The sequence below is a fragment of the Ensifer sp. Root127 genome (assembly GCF_001425225.1).
GTDB classification, from domain to species: domain Bacteria; phylum Pseudomonadota; class Alphaproteobacteria; order Rhizobiales; family Rhizobiaceae; genus Ensifer; species Ensifer canadensis.
This window is the reverse complement of record NZ_LMDX01000044.1, coordinates 256,271-275,831: the sequence shown is the minus strand read 5'-3', so window position 1 is coordinate 275,831 and position 19,561 is coordinate 256,271. Positions and strand designations below refer to the sequence as shown.

At 62.8% G+C, this 19,561-nt stretch carries 17 protein-coding genes; 13 read left to right on the top strand and 4 right to left on the bottom strand.

All coding sequences use genetic code 11. The features are described from left to right. Positions 1-25 precede the first annotated feature (25 nt). Positions 26-1,048, top strand: coding sequence for a LacI family DNA-binding transcriptional regulator (locus ASD03_RS30950; RefSeq protein WP_025424869.1), 1,023 nt, complete (start codon positions 26-28; stop codon positions 1,046-1,048). 130 nt (positions 1,049-1,178) lie between these two features. Beyond that, positions 1,179-2,147: a 2-hydroxyacid dehydrogenase gene (locus ASD03_RS30945; RefSeq protein WP_025424868.1), complete on the top strand. Its 969-nt coding sequence runs from the start codon at positions 1,179-1,181 to the stop codon at positions 2,145-2,147. Between the two features lie 98 nt (positions 2,148-2,245). On the opposite strand, the gene ASD03_RS30940 is transcribed toward ASD03_RS30945, so the two are convergent. Then, on the bottom strand, positions 2,246-3,004 hold the full coding sequence (locus ASD03_RS30940) for a gamma-glutamyl-gamma-aminobutyrate hydrolase family protein (RefSeq protein WP_025424867.1): 759 nt from the start codon (positions 3,002-3,004) through the stop codon (positions 2,246-2,248). Between the two features lie 419 nt (positions 3,005-3,423). Between ASD03_RS30940 and ASD03_RS30935 the strand changes: the two genes are divergently transcribed. From ASD03_RS30935 to ASD03_RS30910, 6 genes are all read left to right on the top strand, one after another. Beyond that, complete coding sequence (locus ASD03_RS30935; protein WP_057217970.1) at positions 3,424-5,733, top strand: EAL domain-containing protein; 2,310 nt, start codon at positions 3,424-3,426, stop codon at positions 5,731-5,733. A 281-nt stretch (positions 5,734-6,014) separates the two neighbouring features. Further along, entirely contained in the window at positions 6,015-6,737 is a 723-nt protein-coding gene (locus ASD03_RS30930; protein ID WP_234907904.1) for a hypothetical protein, read from the top strand. A gap of 189 nt (positions 6,738-6,926) precedes the next feature. After that, complete coding sequence (locus tag ASD03_RS30925; protein WP_025424863.1) at positions 6,927-7,151, top strand: aa3-type cytochrome c oxidase subunit IV; 225 nt, start codon at positions 6,927-6,929, stop codon at positions 7,149-7,151. A 341-nt stretch (positions 7,152-7,492) separates the two neighbouring features. Next, positions 7,493-8,641, top strand: a complete 1,149-nt coding sequence (locus ASD03_RS30920; protein ID WP_025424862.1) for a Re/Si-specific NAD(P)(+) transhydrogenase subunit alpha — start codon at positions 7,493-7,495, stop codon at positions 8,639-8,641. Next, on the top strand, positions 8,641-9,060 hold the full coding sequence (locus tag ASD03_RS30915; protein ID WP_025424861.1) for a proton-translocating transhydrogenase family protein: 420 nt from the start codon (positions 8,641-8,643) through the stop codon (positions 9,058-9,060). Before ASD03_RS30920 ends, ASD03_RS30915 begins: the two co-directional genes overlap by 1 nt. A 9-nt stretch (positions 9,061-9,069) precedes the next feature. Continuing rightward, positions 9,070-10,470 (top strand): NAD(P)(+) transhydrogenase (Re/Si-specific) subunit beta, encoded by a 1,401-nt coding sequence (locus ASD03_RS30910; protein ID WP_025424860.1) that lies wholly within the window; start codon positions 9,070-9,072, stop codon positions 10,468-10,470. A 153-nt stretch (positions 10,471-10,623) separates the two neighbouring features. On the opposite strand, the gene ASD03_RS30905 is transcribed toward ASD03_RS30910, so the two are convergent. The 3 genes from ASD03_RS30905 to rpsU all read right to left on the bottom strand — a co-directional run bounded on the left by ASD03_RS30905 (position 10,624) and on the right by rpsU (position 12,719). After that, a complete protein-coding gene (locus ASD03_RS30905) occupies positions 10,624-11,100 on the bottom strand; it encodes a DUF992 domain-containing protein (protein ID WP_025424859.1) in 477 nt (158 codons plus the stop codon). A gap of 258 nt (positions 11,101-11,358) precedes the next feature. Further along, entirely contained in the window at positions 11,359-12,243 is an 885-nt protein-coding gene (locus tag ASD03_RS30900; protein WP_038575705.1) for a tetratricopeptide repeat protein, read from the bottom strand. A 263-nt stretch (positions 12,244-12,506) separates the two neighbouring features. Further along, positions 12,507-12,719, bottom strand: a complete 213-nt coding sequence (gene rpsU, locus ASD03_RS30895; protein ID WP_025424858.1) for a 30S ribosomal protein S21 — start codon at positions 12,717-12,719, stop codon at positions 12,507-12,509. A gap of 337 nt (positions 12,720-13,056) precedes the next feature. Between rpsU and ASD03_RS30890 the strand changes: the two genes are divergently transcribed. The 5 genes from ASD03_RS30890 to ASD03_RS30870 all read left to right on the top strand — a co-directional run bounded on the left by ASD03_RS30890 (position 13,057) and on the right by ASD03_RS30870 (position 19,534). Next, positions 13,057-14,310 (top strand): sarcosine oxidase subunit beta family protein, encoded by a 1,254-nt coding sequence (locus ASD03_RS30890; RefSeq protein ID WP_025424857.1) that lies wholly within the window; start codon positions 13,057-13,059, stop codon positions 14,308-14,310. Between the two features lie 17 nt (positions 14,311-14,327). Beyond that, entirely contained in the window at positions 14,328-14,648 is a 321-nt protein-coding gene (locus tag ASD03_RS30885; protein ID WP_025424856.1) for a sarcosine oxidase subunit delta, read from the top strand. Beyond that, positions 14,645-17,638: a sarcosine oxidase subunit alpha gene (locus ASD03_RS30880; RefSeq protein ID WP_025424855.1), complete on the top strand. Its 2,994-nt coding sequence runs from the start codon at positions 14,645-14,647 to the stop codon at positions 17,636-17,638. Before ASD03_RS30885 ends, ASD03_RS30880 begins: the two co-directional genes overlap by 4 nt. Continuing rightward, positions 17,631-18,182: a sarcosine oxidase subunit gamma gene (locus tag ASD03_RS30875; RefSeq protein WP_025424854.1), complete on the top strand. Its 552-nt coding sequence runs from the start codon at positions 17,631-17,633 to the stop codon at positions 18,180-18,182. The genes ASD03_RS30880 and ASD03_RS30875 overlap by 8 nt, the downstream gene beginning before the upstream one ends. Before the next feature lie 200 nt (positions 18,183-18,382). Beyond that, positions 18,383-19,534, top strand: a complete 1,152-nt coding sequence (locus ASD03_RS30870) for a zinc-dependent alcohol dehydrogenase family protein (protein ID WP_051509185.1) — start codon at positions 18,383-18,385, stop codon at positions 19,532-19,534. Positions 19,535-19,561 lie beyond the last annotated feature (27 nt).

Below are 19,561 nucleotides of genomic sequence, written 5' to 3'. Positions count from 1 at the left end.
CAACTAGGCTTAAACAGGGGGCATCGTGGCGCAAAAAGTCAAGCTTTCGACGATCGCGGAAACACTCGGTCTTTCGACGGCAACAGTATCCCTGGCATTGCGTGACAGCCCATTGGTGGCGACCCTCACACGCGATAAGATCAAGGAGCAGGCCCGCGCACTCGGTTATATCTATAACCGCCGCGCTGCCAGCCTCAGAACCTCCCGGTCCGGCATCATCGGCGTCGTCGTGCACGACATCATGAACCCGTTCTACGGGGAAATCCTGAAGGCGATCGAAGCGGAGCTCGACCGCGACAAGCAGACCTTCATCCTCTCCAACCATTACGATTCGGTCGACAAGCAGCGCGATTTTATCGAAACGCTGCTGCAGCTCGGCGGCGACGGCGTCATCATGTCGCCGGCGATCGGCACGCCGCCGGAAGATATCCAGCTTGCCGAGGACAACGGCATGCCGGCGATCCTGATCGCCCGTTCGATTGAGGGGCTCGACGTGCCGATCTTCCGCGGCGACGACGCCTATGGCATCTCGCTGGCGACCAACCATCTGATCGGCCTTGGCCATCGCTGCATCGCCATGGTCGGCGGCACCGACCAGACCTCGACCGGTCGCGACCGCTATCAGGGTTATGTCAACGCGCTGCGCAAGGCCAACATCGAGGTCGATCCGGAATTGCGCATTCCCGGCCCGCGCTCCAAGCAGGGCGGCTTCGAGGCGGCTGTGCATCTGCTGTCGCTGCCGCAGAAGCCGACCGCAGTCGTCTGCTGGAACGATCTGGTGGCGATCGGCATGATGAACGGCATCGCGCGTGCGGGCCTTGTTCCAGGCGTCGATATCTCCGTCACCGGCTATGACGACCTCGAGGAGGCCTCGATCGCGACACCGGCGCTGACCACCGTCTGGAACGGCCAGGCCGATGTCGGCCGCAGTGCGGCACGCGCACTTCTCGACAAGCTTTCCGGCAGCCACGAACCCGACGGCATCCACCTGATCAAGCCGGAAATGCGCATCCGCCAGTCGACAGGCCCGTTGCGCGTCACCGCCTGAAGAAATCCCTAATGCATGTCGCGCAAAAGTGTGCAGCGGTTTTGCGAAGGCGACATGCACAAAAGCAAGAACCTAAAGTGCGGCAAGCGAATCCTGGAGATCGCGACGCGCTTTAATACCAGGAGTGCCCATGTCCGCGAGCCTTCCCCGCATCCTCGTGCCCGGAAAAATCAACGAACAGGTGCTGCTGCGGTTGCCCGAGATGTTCGAGATCGTGCGGCTGGACCGTGCGGACCCTGACCTTGTGACGGCAGACATGGCCGATATCAGGGGTATCGCCGTCTCTGGCCGCGTTCCCGCCGGTCTGATGGATGCGCTGCCCGGTCTTGAGATCGTTGCCAATTTCGGTGTCGGTTATGACGGGGTCGACGTGAAACATGCCGCCTCCAAGGGCATCGTCGTCACCAACACGCCTGACGTTCTGAGCGAAGAGGTCGCCGATACCGCCATCGGCCTGCTCATCAACACGCTGCGCCTGCTGCCGCAGGCGGAACAGTGGCTGCGCCAGGGGCGTTGGGTGCGGGATGGCGCCTTTGCGCTTTCGCCCTTGTCATTGCGGGGTCGCACGGTCGGGCTTTACGGCCTCGGACGCATCGGGCTTGCCATTGCCAAGCGGCTCGAAGCCTTCGGCGTCTCGGTCGCCTACCATACGCGCAGCCCACGCGATGGGCTTGCCTATGCCTATCACCCGACGCTCGAACGGCTTGCCGCCGCCGTCGATACGCTTGTTGTCATTGTTCCGGGAACGGAGGCGACACGAAAGACGGTCAACGCCGCGGTGCTTTCGGCACTGGGAAGCAATGGCGTCCTGATCAATGTCGGGCGCGGCTCGACGGTTGACGAGGCAGTGCTGGTCTCAGCACTTCAGGCCGGTGTGATTGCGGGGGCGGGGCTCGACGTTTTCGACAACGAACCGCATGTGCCCGATGCGCTGCTGGGGTTGCCGAATGTTTCGCTGTTGCCGCATGTGGCGTCGGCTTCGGTTGTTACCCGCAACGCCATGGCGGATCTGGTGGTCGATAACCTCATGGCCTGGTTTTCGACCGGCAAGGCACTGACGCCAGTGCCGGAAACGCCGTTCACGCGCCGAGCCGGTTAAAGCGTTGCCGGTTCAGACGGAGGTGCAGAAACGCTCCATCTCTTTGTTTTTGCGCATTTGCTGATGGAAAACCGCTTCGCACTTTTCCTGGAAATGCCCTAGGCGGCCATGCGCCGCGCCGCGTAGGCGCGCACGGCATCGCCGAAAGCCCTGAACAGGCTCGCCGACGGTGCGTCCGTCCGCACCCAGTATTCCGGATGCCATTGCACGCCGACGGCGAACGCCTTGGCGCCAATCACCGAGACCGCCTCGATGGTGCCATCGTCGGCAACGGCTTCGACGGCGAGGCGCGGCGCCGTTGCGCCGATGGCCTGGCGATGCAGGGAATTGACGCGAACGCGACCGGCACCCAGCACCGGCGCAAGACAGCTGCCTTCCTTGACGATCACGTCCTGGCGGATGCCGTAGGCGACATCCAGCTCGGAAACGTCGGGCTTGCGGTGATCCCAGACACCCGGCTGCTCCTGGATTTCGCTTGCGAGCGTGCCACCGAGGGCAACGTTGAGCTCCTGGATGCCGCGGCAGATGGCAAACAGCGGAACGCCGCGCTCGAGCGCGCGCCGGATCAACGGCAGGCTGGTGGCATCGCGGCCAGGATCGAAGGGGCCGTCGGTGTCCTTGGCCTCGCGGCCGTAGAGCGAGGGATGAACGTTGGATCGGGCGCCGCTTGCCAGCACGCCGTCGACGCGATCGAGGATCTCGTCGATATCGTTGCCGGTCTCAAGCGCCGGAATGAGGAAGGGCATGACGCCGGCGCCTTCGACGGCGGCACGGACATACTGGTTGGCAACGACATGCCAAACATTGCCGTCGAATTCGCGGAAATCGCAGGGGATGGCAACGACAGGTTTCGACATCATCAGGCTCCGTATCTCGCTTTGCAAAGCCTTGCCGCCAGATGTGGCTGAAAGTCAACTGCGAAGCGCGCAGATGTGATGGTGATACCGGCCGCAACTAGGCTCGTATGTGCATGGCAGGAATTGATGCGTTTTCTTCAGCTTTGGGTAACCACATCCTGAGTGAATCGGTGGATATGATGTTTGCCAAGCAGAATTGCCTTAAATACAATGTCAGAAAGCAAAACGTGATTTTGTCTATGCATGGTTGTAGAAGGCATCCGCCGGCCGTTGGTTTCGCAATACTAGGTTGAGTTTGGGAAAAACTCCCATGGGGCACCGTTTGAATGTTGCAATACAAGGCTTGGAGGCGGTGTTTTCACGAAATCTTTCGTTAAATCATCGCCTCTAAAAATCCGGAAAACCGGAGCTATGGGTTCATGACGCGCAATGAACGGGGCGCTCTCCCGACGGATGTCTATCTGTCGTCCGTGAGCTCGCTCTACGAACATCGCAGGACTCTGCTGATCGGCATGCTTTCGCATGTCGTGACTTTCGTGCTCGTCTATTTCAAGACCACCGACCCGCTCTATCTCTTCTGCACGGCCGCCATCGTTGTGCTCTGGGGGCTGCGCAACCTCGACATGGCGCGCTTTGATCGCCAGGATTTCTCCAACGCCGACCGAGCGATGGTCCGGAAATGGGAGAATCGCTACATTCTCGGCGGCGTCAGCGTGACGCTCACCTGTGGTATTGCCTGCGGCTACGCGATCGCCGTCAGCCGGGATTCCTTCTCGGAACTGGCCTGCATCTCCGTCACGCTCGCGTCGATGATCTCGCTGGTCGGGCGAAACTACGGCTCCGAACGGGCGGTGCTGCTTCTGTCCTCGTCCGCCTGCCTGCCGATCGTGATCGGGCTGATCACGCTTCAGGATGGTTTCATGCTCATCCTGGCGGTTCTGATCCTGCCATTCATCTTTTCGACCTGGATGATGGCCAACAATGTGCGCGCGTTTCTCTACGAGAACGTGCTGGCCGCCCGAGAAATCGCAACGATCGCCGGCCAGTTCGACGCAGCACTCAACAACATGACGCACGGGCTGCTGATGCTCGACCGCGACAACCGGATCGTCGTTGCCAACGAGCGCGCCTGCGCGCTGCTGATGCTGGGCGACAAGGCCGACCTGAGGGATCGGCTGCTGGATGACGTCGTGCGCCGCGGCGTCCGGCGCATGTCGCTCAGTGTCGAAGAGACGCGCGCGATCTCGCGGCAGCTCGACCTTCTGATCAAGGGCAAGAAGACTCAGGTTCTGGTGCCGGTCACCGACAACCTCTTTCTCGAGTTTTCCGCTGGGCGACACGAGAACGGTGAGGTCGTGCTGATATTCGAGGACGTGACCGCACGCGTCCAGGCCGACAGACAGATCCTTCAGATGGTGCGCTTCGACACGCTGACCGGCTTGCCGAGCCGCGATTACTTCGCCGAACTTGCCCACAGCGCTGTGGCGCTCGAAGGCAAGGAGGACGTCGAGGTCGGGCTGATGGTGCTCGACGTTGCCGAGTTCAAGCATGTCAACGACATGCGCGGCCACATCGTCGGCGACAGGCTATTGCAGGCGATTGCCGGGCGGCTGAAGACACTGGTCGGCAATACGGCGATCGCCGCGCGCCTGATGGGCGACGAATTCGTCGTCTTCTTCCCCAACAGGATGCATCGGCCGGATCTCGAAGAGCAGATGCGCGCGGTTCACGCCGGGTTGCGCGGTGCCTATATGGCGAATGGCTTTACCTTCAACGTGACCATGAGCGCCGGCGTCGTTCTCGTGCCGAGCAGCGCCTTCCGGCTGGAAGAACTCCAGATCAAGGCCGATCTTGCGCTGTCGGAAACCAAGGCACGCAACAAGGGCGGCTGCACCGTATTCGAAGAAGTGATGGATGCCCGCTATCTCGACCGCCAGAAACTGAAGAGCGATCTGCGCGATGCGATCAATGCTGGTGCCCTGACGCTTTCCTACCAGCCGATGTTCACGCCGAACGGCGCGCGTCTCGAATGCTGCGAGGCTTTGGCGCGCTGGACGCATCCCGAGCGCGGCCCGGTACCGCCGAATGTCTTCATCCAGCTTGCCGAGGAACTGGGGCTCGTCACCGAGATCACCCGCTTCGTGCTGGAGCAGGCGTGCAAGGATTGCATGGGCTGGCCCGGCGAGGTTTCCGTTTCGGTCAATCTGTCGGTGCTCGACCTGCGCAGCAACGACATCGTCACGGTGGTGGCGGATACGCTGCGGGCCACCGGGCTCGATGCTTCGCGGCTGCATCTCGAAGTCACAGAGAGCTGCCTGATGGATGAGCCGGCCAAGGTGCAGGCCATTCTCGGCGAGCTGCGTGACAGCGGCATAACGATCGCCATCGACGATTTCGGCACAGGCTATTCCAGCCTCAGCTACCTGGATGCGCTGCCGGTCAACATCATCAAGATCGATCGCTCTTTCGTGCGCAACATCCGCGAGGACTCGCGCCGCTTCAAGCTGCTGCGCGGCACAGCCAACCTCGGTCGTGCTCTCGGCCTGAAGATCGTCGTCGAGGGTGTGGAGACGGCGGATCAATTGCAGCTGATCAACGACTACCACTGCGCCGATCTGATACAGGGTTTTGTGTTCGCGGCCCCGATGCCGGCGTCCGCCATCGCGGCCTTCTGCAAGAATGGTGTCCAGAAACCGGTCACCACGCCGTCAAGCAAGCGTATCGCCTGACAACTCGCCACGTCGCCCGTCATTTCCTCCGCGATCCGCGTCCTCCATCCTCTTCCTTGCTCCGCCGCTTGTCCAAGATGGTGAGGTGGCGGGCTTAACCAATCGTTAACCATAAAACTTTACGAAATATTAAGGTTAACAATAGGTTAATCGTAATGTGTGCCATTTTGTTGTTGCTGCTGTGCCGACCGTCAATAGGTTAACGATCTGTTAACCATGAGGGTCAGGAAATGGGTGAAGGTCTTCACCGGGCGGAGCCTGGGAGTTTTTCTGAGAAGCTGATGCTTCTTCTCGATCGCGTCGAATACCGGCGGGTCGAGACGGGCGAGGACATGGAGGATATCGCCCGGCTCCGCTACAAGGCCTACAAGGCCGTCAATCTGATGGAACTCACCGGCTCGACCTTGATCGACGATCTCGATTTCGACAGTCACGCCTATGTCTTCGGTATCTATCTCGACGAGAACCTGGTCAGCACGGTGCGTGTTCATCACGTGACGCCTGAGCACAGGGCGAGCACGTCTGGGCTGATCTTCGGGCCCGAGATCGACGTCTTTCTCGACGCGGGCATGGTGCTGGTCGACCCCGGCCGGTTGGCTGTCGACCCCGATGTCACCGGCGACGAGATGCGCGCGCTTCCCTACCTGACGCTGCGCCCGGTGGCGATGGCATGCGAATACTTCACCGCCGACCGGTGCCTGACCGCCTGCCGGCCGCGGCATGCGGCGTTCTACAAGCGCATTTTTGCGTCGGAGACCGTTGTCGCCAAGCGCGAGAACCTCGGCGTCTACAATGCCGACGGTGCGCTGCTGGTTGCGCAGGTGAGGGGGCAGCGGCCCTCGATCCTCGATCGCTATCCGATCTTCGATTCGGAGCCGTTCGAGCGTCGCCTGATGTTCGCGGGCCGACAGGAAGTGCCGTTCGCGCCTTTGACGATTCTGCCGACGGCGCGGATCGCACAGAACGGTTCCGGCCGTTCCTATCGCACATCCGTATTCCGCTAGAGACGCACGCGGCATATCGCCCCAGGTGACCGGGCGCAGCGGCGGGTTTTCGTTGCGCCCGGGCCTGGCATTGTGTATGGGCAGCTAAAGGGCTTCCGTGCGGTTTTCCGCCAAAGCCGTTTCGTGGATCAAGGTTGAAGGGCGGCGAGGGCCAAGGGTCGGGCCGCAGCATTCTGGGAGAATTGGACGATGGCTGAGCATCATTCTGGACCGGTCGAAATGGGCGCTCCGATGGATTATGCGGAACACGAGAAGACCTACAATTTCTTCCTCAGTGCAACGAAATACCTCACGCTGTTCTGCGTGGCTCTGCTGATCGCCATGGCTGCCGCCTTCTTCACCACGATGGGCTTCTTCAGCTCGCTGGTGCTGTTCATCCTTATCAACGTCGCTGGTTTCTTCTTCCTTCGTTAATCGGCACTACTGACACGACTTGCCAGGGACAGGCCGGGTGGAGGCTTGCCCTTGGCTGCCGGACTCAAGGTCCGGATTGAAGCCGCATGACATCGACCGGGAGCGTCGATGGTCTTGCTTCGGCTGATGAAAGTTCGCAGCGCCTTGAAGCGTTCGTTGGAGAACGCGCGGCGCTTATCCTCACTGCGTGAGGGGGAGAGTGGAGGACAGGCTGAGCCTGTCTCCAGGGGAATGTGTGCTTTGCACATGGGAGGGCGCCTGCTCGCATGAGCGGCCGCTTTGCAGTCGGACAGGATGCCCGCATTCCAGCCTTGGCTCGATTGCGGCCAGGGAGGGGACTTGTGAGCGAAATTGTCTTTATTGCCAAGGAAACGGATCCGAACGAGGGTCGCGTTGCGGCATCGCCGGATAGCGTGAAGAAACTGAAAGGGCTGGGCTTCGACGTCGTCGTCGAGACCGGCGCCGGGTTTCTGTCGCGTATTCCGGATACAGAATATGAGAAGGCTGGTGCCAGGATCGGTGCTGTTGCCGATGCGAAGACGGCGGATGTCGTCCTTCGGGTTCGCCGGCCGAACAGCGCCGAAATCGCCGGCTATAAGTCCGGCGCCATCGTCATCGCCATCATGGATCCCTACGGCAACGAGGATGCGGTCGCCGAAATGGCCAAGGCCGGCCTTAGCGCCTTTGCGATGGAGCTGATGCCGCGCATCACCCGCGCGCAGTCGATGGACGTGCTGTCGAGCCAGGCAAACCTTGCCGGCTACCAGGCGGTGATCGATGCGGCCTGCGAATATGACCGGGCGCTGCCGATGATGATGACGGCGGCCGGCACGGTTCCCGCGGCGAAGGTCTTCGTCATGGGTGCCGGCGTTGCCGGCTTGCAGGCAATCGCGACGGCCCGCCGTCTCGGCGCCATGGTTTCGGCGACCGACGTGCGTCCCGCCGCCAAGGAGCAGGTGGCCTCGCTCGGCGCCAAGTTCATCGCCGTCGAGGACGAGGAATTCAAGGCGGCCGAAACCGCCGGCGGCTACGCCAAGGAAATGTCCAAAGAGTATCAGGCGAAACAGGCGGCACTCGTCGCCGAGCACATCGCCAAGCAGGACATCGTCATCACCACGGCGCTGATCCCGGGCCGGCCGGCGCCGCGCCTCGTCACGCGCGAAATGTTGAAGGCGATGAAGCCTGGTTCCATTGCGGTCGACCTCGCTGTCGAGCGCGGCGGCAACGTCGAAGGCGCCGAGGCCGGCAGGGTCGCCGATGTCGAGGGCGTCAAGGTCATTGGCCACCTCAACGTGCCCGGTCGGATCGCCGCATCGGCTTCCGGTCTCTACGCCAAGAACCTCGTGACCTTCCTCGAGACCATGGTCTCCAAGGAAACGAAGGCGCTGGCGCTCAACATGGAGGACGAGCTCGTCAAGGCGACGGCGCTCACCCATGGCGGCGCCATCGTCAATGCGAATTTCGAGCCGAAGAAGAAGGGGGATCTTTGATGGCGAACGAAGCATTGGAAAAAGCGCTCGATGCGCTCGACAAGGCGGTTGCCGCTGTCCAGCAGGCAGCGCTGAACCTTCCCGATGCCGCGGAAGCTGCCGGCGCGCTCGCGCACGGCGCCACCGGCGGCGCAATTGATCCGTTCGTCTTCCGACTGGCGATCTTCGTCCTGTCGATTTTCGTCGGCTACTATGTCGTCTGGTCGGTGACGCCGGCCCTGCACACGCCGTTGATGGCGGTCACCAACGCGATCTCTTCGGTCATCGTCGTTGGTGCACTGCTCGCCGTCGGCATCTCGGCCTCCGGGCTTGCGACCGGTTTCGGTTTCATCGCGCTCGTGCTCGCCTCGGTCAACATCTTTGGCGGCTTCCTGGTCACCCAGCGCATGCTCGCCATGTACAAGAAAAAAGACAAGTGAGGCCGGCCGATGAACGCTAACTTCGCAGCCTTCCTCTATCTCGTCTCGGGCGTGCTCTTCATCACGGCGCTCCGCGGCCTGTCGCACCCGGCCACCAGCCGCAAGGGCAACACCTACGGCATGGTCGGCATGGGCATTGCCATCGTCACCACGCTGCTGCTGGCCAAGCCCACCTTCGGCGGCTTCCTCTTGATCGTGCTCGGCCTTGCCATCGGCGGCGGTGCCGGCGCGGTCATCGCCCGCCGCATCGCCATGACGTCGATGCCGCAGCTTGTCGCCGCCTTCCATTCGCTCGTCGGTCTGGCGGCGGTGATGGTCGCGGCCGCGGCGATGTATGCGCCCGAGAGCTTCGGCATCGGCACGCTCGGTGACATCCACGCCCAGGCGCTGGTCGAAATGTCGCTCGGTGTCGCCATCGGCGCGGTCACCTTTACCGGTTCGGTCATCGCCTTCCTCAAGCTCGACGGACGCATGTCCGGCAAGCCGATCCTGTTGACCGGCCGTCACTTCGTCAACGCTGGCCTGGCGATCGCGCTCGTCGTCCTGGTGATCATGCTGGTCTTCACCCAGAGCACGACCGTGTTCTGGCTGATCGTCGCCCTGTCGCTGGCGCTCGGCGTGCTGATCATCATCCCGATCGGCGGCGCCGACATGCCGGTGGTCGTCTCGATGCTCAACTCCTATTCGGGTTGGGCCGCGGCCGGCATCGGCTTCACGCTCGGCAACCTGGCGCTGATCATCACCGGCGCGCTCGTCGGCTCGTCGGGTGCGATCCTGTCCTATATCATGTGCAAGGGAATGAACCGCTCGTTCATCTCGGTCATCCTCGGCGGCTTCGGCGGCGAGGCGGCGGCAGCCGCTGTTGACGATGGCGTCCAGCGCACCGTCAAGCAGGGCGCGGCCGACGACGCGGCATTCCTGATGGCCAATGCCTCCAAGGTGATCATCGTCCCGGGCTACGGCATGGCCGTCGCCCAGGCGCAGCATGCGCTGCGTGAACTCGGTGATCAGCTGAAGGCGGCGGGCGTCGACGTGAAATACGCCATCCATCCGGTTGCCGGCCGCATGCCCGGTCATATGAACGTGCTGCTCGCGGAAGCAAACGTGCCCTATGACGAGGTGTTCGAGCTCGAAGACATCAACTCGGAATTCGCCCAGGCGGATGTCGCCTATGTCATCGGCGCCAACGACGTGACCAACCCGGCAGCCCGCGACGACCCGTCGTCGCCGATCTACGGCATGCCGATCCTCGACGTCGACAAGGCCAAGACCTGCCTGTTCGTCAAGCGCTCGCTCGGCTCCGGTTACGCCGGCATCGACAACACGCTGTTCTACAAGGACGGCACCATGATGCTGCTCGGCGACGCCAAGAAGGTGACGGAAGACATCGTCAAGGCCATGAACCACTGAGGTTCCTTGCCATTCGGGTGAGCGACACAAAGGCGTCTATCCGTTGGGTCAAATGTTGGAAAAGAAAACGCCCGCCACATGGCGGGCGTTTTCGTTTGATGCGTCGAACTGCCGGCGAAGGTCGTCTTGCCGACTTTTCGTCATCTCGCCTTATCAGCTAGCCGGGGCGAGCGTCAGTTCGTCGACGCCGATCGCGATGTTCAGTCCTTCCTGGACCTGCACGTTAACTGGCTGCAGCATGAAGGCCTTGTTGGTACCGCCGCCGATCACCTTGGCGCCGCCGCCAACGGCAAGGCTCGCGTCGGCGCCGATGCCGTAATATTCACCGGCAAGCGCGTATTTGGTGATCGGAGTACCTGTCTTGGCCAGGACATCCCAGACCATCGTGCTCTTGCCGGTCTTGCCGATGTCGATGCCGATCTTGCGAATGGTGCCGGCATAGCTTGCGGCCGGCGCGCCGTTGGCGGGCCTGAAGGTGCACAGCAGGTTCTTTGTCGAGGTCAGAATCTGCCCCGTGCCGCCGTCGGAGCCGCAGACAAGGCGGCCGAGCGCGACATAATTCTGCGCTGCGGACGGGCCGGCGCAAAGGGCTGCCAGGGCCAGTGTCGCGATGAAGGTTTTCTTGATCATTGGCTCAGTCTCCGTTTTTCGTTCCTGGGCAAACGGATGGTGGCCGGGAAGGTTCCGTTCGTCATTGGAGGAGCAAATGGCTAATTCCTTAAATCGACATCGATTTATGGACAAAATTACGCAGCAGGTTCAGGGCGTTACGGCGTCCTTTACGCGTCATGCCGGACGCGCGGCGCAACGACGTGACGAAAAAACGAAAACGGCCGCGAACCGGTCGCGGGCGTTGAAACGGGAGAAGTGCTTTTCTCTCCTAAGAGGCTAAGCGGCTTTCACGCGGGCGAGACCTGCGCGCGCCGGCTCGTATTTCGGGTCGAGCTGCAGTGCGTGCGAGTAGGACTTCGCTGCCTTGGCCTTGTCGCCCTTGCGCTCGTAGACCAGCGCCTGGTTTGCCCAGGATTCGGCAACCTTGCCGTCGAGCGTGATCGCGGTGTTGAAGTCGGAGAAGGCATTGTCGTCATCGCCCTGGGCGACGTAGGAGATGCCGCGGCCGTTATAGGGCTCCGGCGAGCTCGGCGACAGCGAGATCGCCGTCGAGAAGTCTTCGATCGCCTGGCCGTGCTGGTTGCGGGCCTGGTAGATCAGGCCGCGATTGTGGTAGGCGCGCGGGTCGGTGGTGTCGAGCTGGATCGCCTTGTTGAAATCGTTGAAGGCGGAATCGAGCTGGCCGGCCTGGCGATAGAGATTGCCGCGGCCGATATAGGCGACGTCGTAGTTGGGGTTCAGCTGCAGCGCCATGTTGTAGTCGGCAAGTGCGGCCTGGGTGTTGCCCATGTTGCGGTGAACGAGCGCGCGGTTGGCATATGCCTGGTAGAAGCGCGGGTTGAGCTGGATCGCCTGATCGAAATCGGCCAGGGCGCGTCGGTATTCGCCTGCACGGCCATAGGCGGAGCCGCGGACGTTATAGCCCTCGGGGTCGCTCGGGTTGGAGGCGATCACGCTCGACAGCGATGCGATATTTCCCTGGGAGCCCTGTTCGCGCTCGACCTTGGCCATCGATTCCGGCCCTTCGGTCTGGCATGCCGACAGAAGCAGAGCCGATCCGAGGAGGAACAGGGCCGCAAGCTTCGGCTTGCGCTGGTGGCGGCGGCGCGCCTCTTGGGTGGTGAAACCGGCGACGTCCGCAGTCATGGCAGCAAGTGTCAAAGGTCGATCCCTCAATGCGACTAGGTCCGAAAGCCAACGGCTTCCCGTTCAAGGAGGCCGGCGAATTTCGCGGGGCCCCACAGCCGAGGCTACCAGGGCCTGCGGCAAACCGTCCGGCGTCAAGCGCCGCGACCGGCTACCGTTGCCGGCTGCATTGTCACGCTAGCCCGACGACGGAAAAGATGTCCATACCAAAAGAAAGGCGGCGGCGATATTTCGCCCCCGCCACGACTTAGATCGAAAAGTGTCGAAAAATCGACAAATTAACGGGCCACGAGGCCTTCGCGCTGTGCACGCTTGCGCGCCAGCTTGCGAACGCGGCGAACGGCTTCAGCCTTTTCGCGGGCGCGCTTCTGGGACGGCTTTTCGTAGAAATCACGCATCTTCATTTCGCGGAAAATGCCTTCGCGCTGCATCTTCTTCTTGAGAGCGCGGAGCGCCTGGTCAACATTGTTATCGCGGACAAGTACCTGCACGTGAAATCCCGTTCCTTTGGTTGTTTCGAGTTGTTGCCTCACGTCAGGTGTCGGAGGCAAAAAAAGCTACGTTCGCTGAGCCGAAAGCTCGACGATTGAAGGTGCGGATACCAGATCGTCAGCGGAAAGTCCAGCGAGGACATGAGGCTGTGCTGAAAAATCCGCAATGACGCCACGCTATGTGTATCATCGCGCCGCAGATGGTGTGATGCAGCGATGTCGCAACTCCGCGCAAGTCCGCCCGTTTGCGTCGCAAAAGAAACGTTGCGCAGGCGTCGGATTTGCGATTTCTAACGCCAACGAGAATGATCACCGGGGTTCATGGAGTAACAGGCGGATGCGCAAATATTCAGTTTTTGCCGTGGCGCGCGAGGCTTTGCGCGGCCACAAGGGATGGGGTCCGCAATGGGCCTCGCCCGAGCCCCGCAAGGACTATGATGTGATCATCATTGGCGGTGGTGGCCATGGGCTGGGCGCTGCCTACTATCTTGCCAAGGAGCATGGCATCACCAATGTCGCGGTGCTCGAAAAGGGTTGGATCGGCGGCGGCAACACCGGCCGCAACACGACGATCATCCGGTCCAACTATCTCTATGAAGAGAGCATGGACATCTACGAGCATTCGCTGAAGCTCTGGGAAAACCTGTCGCAGGACCTCAACTACAACGTCATGTATTCGCCGCGCGGCGTCATGATGCTCTCGCACAACATCCACGACCAGCAGTCGTTCAAGCGCCATATCAACGCCAACCGCCTCTATGGCATCGACAATGAGTGGCTGACGCCGGAACAGGCCAAGGCCTACTGCCCGCCGCTCGATATCGCCAAGAACGCCCGCTACCCGATCAACGGCGCAGCGCTGCAGCGTCGCGGCGGTACGGCTCGGCATGACGCGGTTGCCTGGGGCTATGCCCGCGGCGCGTCCGACCGTGGCGTGCACATCATCCAGAATTGCGAAGTGACCGGCATCCGCCGTGACGAGAACGGCCGGGTGACCGGCGTCGACACCAGTCGCGGTTTCATCGGCGCCAAGAAGATCGGCGTTTCTGCCGCCGGCCACTCGTCGGTGCTGATGGAAATGGCCGACGTGCGCGTGCCGCTGCAGAGCCAGCCGCTGCAGGCGCTGGTCTCCGAGCCGCTGAAGCCGATGTTCCCCTGCGTCGTCATGTCGAACTCGGTGCATGCCTATATCTCGCAGTCCGACAAGGGCGAGCTCGTCATCGGCGCCGGCACCGACCAGTACAATTCCTACTCCCAGACGGGCGGCCTGCAGATCATCACCCATACGCTGGATGCGATCTGTGAACTCTTCCCGATGTTCCGCCGCGTCAAGATGATGCGGCAGTGGGGCGGCATCGTCGACGTGACACAGGACCGTTCGCCGATCCAGGGTGTCACCCCGGTTCCGGGCCTGTTCCTCAATGCCGGCTGGGGTACGGGTGGCTTCAAGGCGACGCCGGGTTCGGCCAACCTCTTTGCGCACCTCATTGCGAGGGGCGAGCCGCATCGGCTGGCTGCCGGGCTGACGCTCGACCGTTTCCGCACCGGCCGACTGATCGACGAGGCGGCAGCTGCCGCCGTTGCGCACTGATTGCCAAGGATTTCGAGATGCTTTTGATCTATTGCCCCTATTGCGAAGAAGAGCGCTCCGAGCTCGAATTCCGCAATGCCGGTGACGCCCACATCGTCCGCCCTGCCAACATTGCCGAGATCAGCGACGAGGAGTTCGAGGAATTCTTCTTCCTCCGGCAGAACCCCAAGGGCCTGATCTTCGAACGCTGGCGCCATATCCACGGCTGCGGCCGCTTCTTCAATGCCGCGCGCGATACGGTCAGCGACCGGTTCTACACCACCTACAAGGCGGGCGAACCAAAGCCCGATGTTGCCGCCATTCTGAACAGCGAGCAGGACAAGGGAGCGGCACGATGAGCGGCACCAACCGTATTGCAGGTGCCGGCCGTCTGACGCCGGCGCGTACCGCCCGCTTCACCTTCGACGGACGCACGCTGACGGCGCTCGAAGGCGATACCGTCGCCTCGGCATTGCTTGCCAACGGCATCCATCTCGTCGGCCGCTCGTTCAAGTATCACCGTCCGCGCGGCATTCTTTCCGCCGGAGCCGAGGAGCCGAACGCGCTGCTCGATATTTCGCGCGATGCGGCCCGCCGCCAGCCGAACGTGCGCGCGACGGTGCAGGAAGTCTTCGATGGCATGAAGGTGGAATCGCAGAACCGCTGGCCGTCGCTCGCCTTCGACGTCGGCGGGTTCAACGACCTGCTGTCGCCGTTCTTTGCCGCCGGCTTCTACTATAAGACCTTCATGTGGCCGAAGGCTGCCTGGCACGCGATCTACGAACCCTTCATCCGCCGTGCGGCCGGTCTCGGCGTCGCGCCGACGGAAGCCGACCCGGACCATTATGCCAGTCGCTATGCCCATTGCGACGTGCTGGTGATCGGCGCCGGTGCTGCCGGCCTCTCCGCAGCGCTTGCAGCAGCCAAGGCCGGTGCCAAGGTGATCGTCTGCGACGAGCAGCCGGAAGTCGGTGGCGCGCTGCGCTATGAAGGCGGCACGACGATCGACGGCAAGGACGGCTGGGACTGGGCGCAGGCGACAGCCAGGGCGCTTGCCGCGATGGACAACGTCACGGTGCTCACGCGCACCACCGGCTTTGGCTACTACAACCACAATTTCGTCGGCCTCGTCGAAAGGGTGACGGACCATCTGTCCGTGCTCGACAAGGCATTGCCGCGCGAGCGCCTCTGGCAGGTGCGGGCGAAGAAGGTGATCCTCGCCAACGGCTCGATCGAACGCCACATGGTGTTTGCCAACAACGACCGCCCGGGCATCATGCTCGCTTCGGCCGGACGTACCTATCTCAACCATTACGGCGTTGCCGTCGGCTCCAAGGTCGGCGTCTACACCGCGCATGATTCCGCCTATGAGGCGGCCTTCGATCTCAAGCGCGCCGGCGTTGCCGTTCCTGCCATCGTCGACTGCCGCGACAATCCCGGCGAAGCGGTGCTTGCGGAAGCCCGTCGCCTCGGTATCGAGGTGCTGACCGGCCACTTCGTCGTCAATGCCGGCGGCAAGCTGCGCGTCTCCTCGATCAGCGTTGCCCGCAATGGCGGCGGGTCGGCGCGCAAGATCGCGGTCGATGCGCTGCTGGTTTCATCCGGCTGGACGCCGTCGGTGCACCTGTTCTCGCAGTCACGCGGCAAGGTGAAGTTCGATGCGGCAACGCAGCGCTTCCTGCCGGGCACCTATCTGCAGGATTGCCTGTCGATCGGCGCCTGCAACGGCACCGACGACCTGCAGGCAACGATCGACGAGGCGTTGGCAGCCGGCGAACTGACCGCACGCGCGGCAGGCGCCGAAGGTGGCGCCCAGGTGACGCTCCACGGCGACAATGCCTTCAGCTGGACCGGCGGCATGATCGGCGCTGCCGAAGGGGCCGGACCCGACACCACCGTCAAGGCCTTCATCGACTTCCAGCATGATGTCTGCGCCAAGGATATCCGGCTTGCGGTGCGCGAAGGCATGCATTCGATCGAGCATATCAAGCGCTTCACCACCAACGGCATGGCGTCAGACCAGGGCAAGCTGTCCAACATGCATGGCCTTGCCATTGCCGCCGAAGCGCTTGGCAAGGACATTCCGCAGGTGGGTCTGACGACCTTCCGCCAGCCCTACACGCCGGTAACCTTCGGCACGATCGTCAACCATTCGCGTGGAAGCCTGTTCGATCCTGCCCGCAAGACGCCTGTTCATGCCTGGGAAGAGGCGCATGGCGCCGAGTTCGAGGATGTCGGCAACTGGAAACGTGCCTGGTTCTACCCGAAGGCGGGCGAGAGCATGCATGAGGCGGTCGCGCGCGAATGCAAGACAGTACGCGAGGTCGCCGGCCTGTTCGACGCCTCGACGCTCGGCAAGATCGAGGTGGTCGGCCCGGATGCGGCCCAGTTCCTCAACCTGATGTACACCAACGCCTGGGACACGCTGAAGCCCGGCCGCTGCCGCTACGGCATCATGCTGCGCGACGACGGCTTCGTTTATGACGACGGCGTGGTCGGCAGGCTTGCCGAGGACCGCTTCCACGTGACGACCACCACCGGCGGTGCGCCGCGGGTGATGCACCATATGGAAGACTACCTGCAGACGGAGTTCCCGCACTTGAAGGTCTGGCTGACGTCGACGACGGAACAATGGGCCGTTATCGCCGTGCAGGGTCCGAAGGCGCGCGAGATCATCGCTCCGCTCGTCGAAGGCATCGATCTTTCCAACGAGGCTTTCCCGCATATGAGCGTGACCGAGGGCAAGATCTGCGGCGTGCCGACCCGGCTGTTCCGCATGTCGTTTACCGGCGAGCTCGGCTTCGAAGTCAACGTGCCGGCCGATTATGGCCAGGCGGTCTGGGAAGCGATCTGGGAGCGGGCCGAACCCATGGGCGCCTGCGCCTACGGCACCGAGACCATGCACGTGCTGCGCGCCGAGAAAGGCTACATCATCGTCGGCCAGGATACCGACGGGACGCTGACGCCCGACGATGCTGCCCTGTCCTGGGCAGTCTCGAAGAAGAAGGCCGATTTTGTCGGCATCCGCGGTCTCAAGCGCCCTGACCTCGTCAAGGATGGTCGTAAGCAGCTGGTCGGGCTCCTGACCAAGGATCCGAAGGTGGTGCTGGAGGAGGGCGCACAGATCGTCGCCGATCCGAACCAGCCGAAGCCGATGACGATGCTTGGCCATGTGACGTCGTCCTACTGGTCGGAAAATTGCGGCCGTTCGATCGCGCTCGCCGTCGTTGCTGGTGGCCGCGCACGCCTCGGTCAGACGCTGTACGTGCCGATGGCCGACAGGACGATCGCCGTCGAGGTGAGCGACATGGTGTTCTTTGACAAGGAAGGGGGTCGCCTCCATGGCTGATCTGGCAACTGCAACCCGCAAGGCTGCTCTTACTGCCCGCGGCGGTTTCGCCGAGGTGGTCCTGACGCCGGCACCCGCCGCTTCGCGCCTGTCGCTGCGCGCCGGTGCCGATGCGCTCTCCGGTCTTTCGGCGGCACTCGGCGTGACCTTGCCGGCACGGCCGAAGACCTCGGCTTTGAGCGGCAAACGCCATGCGCTCTGGCTCGGGCCGGACGAGTGGCTGGTGATCGACGAGAGCGAAGGTGACCTGATGGCCGCGGCCGCATCGAGCGGCACGCTGCACTCGGCGGTCGATGTCTCCCATCGCAACGTCGCCGTCATCGTCAGCGGTCCGGGCGCCGAAGTCGCGATCAACAGCGGCTGCCCGCAGGACCTGTCGCTGCCGATCTTCCCGGTAGGCGCCTGCTCGCGCACCATCCTCGGAAAGGTCGAGATCGTATTGCTGCGCCTCGCCGAGGACACGTTCCGCGTCGAATGCTGGCGGTCGTTTTCCCCCTATGTCTTCGGCATGCTGTCCGAAGGAGCGGCGGACGCTGGCCACTAAAGCTTTTCCAGGAAAACTGCGAAGCGCTCTTTCGTCAGGAAATGCGTACAACAAAGAAATATAGCGTTTTCAGGCGTTAAGCTGGAAACGCTCTCGGGCCGGCAAATTGCTGCGCGATCTTCGGGATGCGCAACGCCCTGTGGCCGGGTCCGCAATCCGACCTTGCCGCCGGCCTTCTCCGGCGGCTAAGCTGCCCCCGTTTGCAAGCGGGAGGACATCTTGAAGACACGGGCAGCAGGGCAGCAGTGCTCAGGCACGCACCGGTCGAGCGGCCCTATGCCAGGTCGCGACCGCTCTCGATCGAGACCGTCGACCTCGACACACCGGGACCCGACGAACTGCTGGTTCGCATCGGCGCTGCCGGTCTCTGCCACTCCGATCTTTCGGTGATCAACGGCGACAGGCCACGGCCCGTGCCGATGGCGCTCGGGCATGAGGCGGCAGGCACGGTGGAGGCCGTCGGCAGCGCAGTGCGCGATCTCAAGCCCGGCGATCGGGTGGTGATGAGCTTCATGCCGAGCTGCGGCGACTGCCAGCCTTGTGCGGAAGGGCGTCCGGCGCTCTGCATTCCAGGTGCCGAGGCGAATGGCAGGGGAACGCTGCTTTCCGGCGAGCGCCGGATTCGTTGCGACGCTGTTCCAGTCCATCATCACCTCGGCGTTTCCGGCTTTGCCGACTATGCGGTCGTCTCGCGCCATTCGGCAGTGAAGATCGAGGCGGACCTGCCGCTGGTCGAGGCGGCACTCTTCGGCTGCGCGGTGCTGACCGGCGTCGGTGCGATCGTCAATACCTGCCGCGTCCAGGCGGGCCAGTCGGCCGCCGTCGTCGGTCTCGGTGGCGTCGGGCTTGCCGCGGTGCTCGGAGCGGTCGCGTCGGGCGCGGAGCGGGTCGTCGCGATCGATCTCTCAAAGGACAAGCTGGCGCTGGCACGCTCGCTTGGCGCGACCGACACTTTTGTCGCCACCGATCCGGATGTGGGGGATGCGATCCGCGAGGCGACGTCAGGCGGTGTCGATCATGCGCTGGAGGCGGCCGGTTCGGTCAAGGCGTTCGAGCTTGCCTATCGCATCACCCGCCGCGGCGGAGCGACCGCGTCGGCCGGCCTTGCCCATCCCTCAAGCCAGATTGCCATCCCAGCCGTCAGCCTGGTCGCCGAAGAACGCACGCTTCGCGGCAGCTACATGGGAAGCTGCGTGCCGAGCCGCGATATTCCGCGCTTCATCGGGCTTTATCGGCGTGGCAAGCTGCCGGTCGACAGGCTGCTATCGAGCACCGGTCCGCTCGAGGAGATCAACGAGGCCTTCGACCTGCTCGACCAGGGCAAGGTCATCCGGCACGTGATTGCGTTTTGATCAGAGCCGCGCCGTAGAGGGTGAGCT